Genomic DNA, 2528 nt, shown 5'->3' with positions numbered 1-2528 from the left:
GCTCTGGCCCAAGAACATCGGGCAGCAGGCCCTGAGCGGCGTGCGGCGCTGGATGGCGCTGCTGCCCAGCACCGTCATCGCGCTCGTGGGCGCGACGCTGGCCACCGCGCTGCTGGACCTGCCGCTGGAAACCATCGGCAGCCGTTTCGGTGGCATTCCGCGTAGCCTGCCAGCGCTGGCCTGGCCGGACGCGAGCTGGGAGGGCCTGCGCCAGCTCGTCATCCCGACATTGACTTTGGCGCTGCTCGGCGCCATCGAGTCACTGCTCTGCGCCCGCGTGGCCGACAAGCTCACGCCTGACCTGCCCCGCCATGACCCCAACCAGGAGCTGATGGCGCAGGGTATCGCCAACCTGGTGGCGCCGCTGTTCGGCGGCATGCCGGCCACCGGCACCATCGCCCGCACGGTGACCAATATCCGTGCCGGCGCGACCAGCCCGGTCGCCGGCATCGTGCATGCGCTGAGCCTGCTGATCATCCTGCTCGTGGCCGCGCCGCTGGCCGTGCATGTGCCCCTCGCGGCCTTGGCCGGCATCCTGCTCGTCGTCGCCTGGAACATGGGCGACTGGCACGAGTTCGCGAGGCTGCGGCGATTCAACTTCACCTACCGCACGCTGCTCGTCGGCACTTTCACGCTGACCGTCGTGACCGACCTGACCGTGGCGGTGGAGGTGGGCCTGATCGCGTCCTGCGTGTTCTTCGTCTGGCGCATGGGCCAGCTGTTCACGATCAACCGCTTCGACGCCGGCGTCCTGCCCGAGGGCGTGGTGGCCTACGAGCTCTATGGCGCCCTGTTCTTTGGCGCGGTCGGCAAGATCGAGGCGCTGGCCGAGCAGCTGCCCGCTGGCACGCGGGCCGTCGTCTTCGAGATGCACCGCCTCATCGTCATGGACACCTCGGGCGTGGAGGCCCTGCGCGAACTGCACCGCACGCTGGCCAAGCGCAGCGTCGCCCTGGTGCTCGCGAACATCAACGCCCAGCCCCTGGATCTGCTGCGCCGCTCCGGTCTCGCCGCCGAATTGGGCGACGCCGCCATCGTGCCCAGCATCGCCGATCTAAAATCAGCCCCTTAGTCAAAGAGACCCCCATGCCGCTGTTCTGGAAGCCCTACAAGTCCGAAGTCACGAACTTCATTGAGCAACTCAAGGCCCAGCGCCCCACGCTGGAGGCCGAACAGCGCGCCGGCCGTGCCCTGCTGTGGGACAAGGAGCAGGACCGCAACGCCCAGGCCGGTTTCGACGACGCCCGCGTGCCGCAGCAGCCCTACGTCTATCAAACGTCCGGCAAGTAAGCGTTGACGGCCATGGCTGAGGAATCCAGCCAAGCCGCGTCTGACCTTCCCGAGGTGGTCGACGCGGTCGCAGTGGCGCGCCTGTACGGCGAGCCGCTGTTCCAGATGCCGCTGGACCTCTACATCCCGCCGGATGCGCTGGAAGTCTTCCTTGAGGCCTTCCAGGGCCCGCTGGACCTGCTGCTGTACCTCATCCGCAAGCAGAACTTCAACATCCTCGACATCCCGCTGGCCGACGTGACCCGCCAGTACCTGAGCTATGTCGAGCAGATCCGCAAGCACAACCTCGAGCTGGCCAGCGAATACCTCTTGATGGCCGCGATGCTGATCGAGATCAAGTCGCGCATGCTGCTGCCGCCCAAGAAGAGCGAGGATGGCAAGGAGGCCGAGGATCCGCGTGCCGAGCTGGTGCGGCGCCTGCTGGAGTACGAGCAGATGAAGCTCGCCGCCGCGCGGCTGGACCGCCTGCCGCAGTTGGGTCGCGACTTCCTGCGCGCCCAGGTCCACATCGAGCAGTCGCTGACGCCCCACTTCCCCGACGTCAACACCGACGATCTGCGCGAGGCCTGGCTCGATATCCTCAAGCGTGCCAAGCTCAACCAGCACCACAAGATCAGCCGCGAGCAGCTTTCGGTGCGCGAGCACATGAGCATCGTGCTGCGCCGCCTGCAGGGCCAGCGCTTCGTCGAGTTCGAGGCCCTGTTCGACGTCACGCGCGGCCAGGCCGTCATCGTCGTCACCTTCATCGCGATGCTGGAGCTGGCCAAGGAGCGCCTGCTGGAGATCACGCAGGCCGAGGCGTTCGCGCCGATCTATGTGCGGCTGGCCTACGCGGCCAACTGATCAACGTCCGCGCAGCTTCTGCACCGCCGTCACGGCAGCCAGCACCAGTGCGCCGGCGATGACGCCGATCAGTGCATTGGCGCCGTTCTCCAGTACCAGCCCCACAGCCCAAGCCTGGCCCTCTGCCAGATGGGCAATCGCGTGATGCAACGGCGCGATGCCGTGCACGAGGATGCCGCCGCCGACCAGGAACATCGCCGCCGTGCCCAGCACCGTCAGCAGCTTCATCAACTGCGGCGCAGCGGCCAGCAGGAARCGGCCSAMRGCCTGCGCCGCWGCGCCKGCCTTGCGYGACAGCCASAGCCCGGCGTCGTCCATCTTGACGATGCCGGCCACAACACCGTAGACGCCCACCGTCATCGCGAAGGACACCGCCACCAGCACGGCCAACTGGG

The 2528-nt window shown here is 67.5% G+C and carries 4 protein-coding genes; 3 read left to right on the top strand and 1 reads right to left on the bottom strand.

Annotation, left to right across the window (positions count from 1 at the left end; genetic code table 11):
* The 3 genes from AC1DU6_RS27080 to AC1DU6_RS27070 all read left to right on the top strand — a co-directional run.
* Positions 1 to 1072, top strand: a 1072-nt coding sequence (locus AC1DU6_RS27080) for a SulP family inorganic anion transporter (protein WP_477860895.1), incomplete at its 5' end; no start/stop codon positions are given.
* A gap of 14 nt (positions 1073 to 1086) precedes the next feature.
* On the top strand, positions 1087 to 1290 hold the full coding sequence (locus AC1DU6_RS27075; RefSeq protein ID WP_056199099.1) for a DUF3460 family protein: 204 nt from the start codon (positions 1087 to 1089) through the stop codon (positions 1288 to 1290).
* A 12-nt stretch (positions 1291 to 1302) separates the two neighbouring features.
* Entirely contained in the window at positions 1303 to 2133 is an 831-nt protein-coding gene (locus AC1DU6_RS27070) for a segregation and condensation protein A (protein ID WP_457354215.1), read from the top strand.
* Here AC1DU6_RS27070 and AC1DU6_RS27065 read toward each other — a convergent pair.
* The coding region (locus tag AC1DU6_RS27065; protein ID WP_477860892.1) for a DUF808 family protein at positions 2134 to 2528 on the bottom strand (395 nt) is incomplete at its 5' end.

It is taken from the genome of Roseateles sp. P5_B10, assembly GCF_056400485.1.
This window is presented reverse-complemented; position numbering and strand designations above follow the sequence as displayed.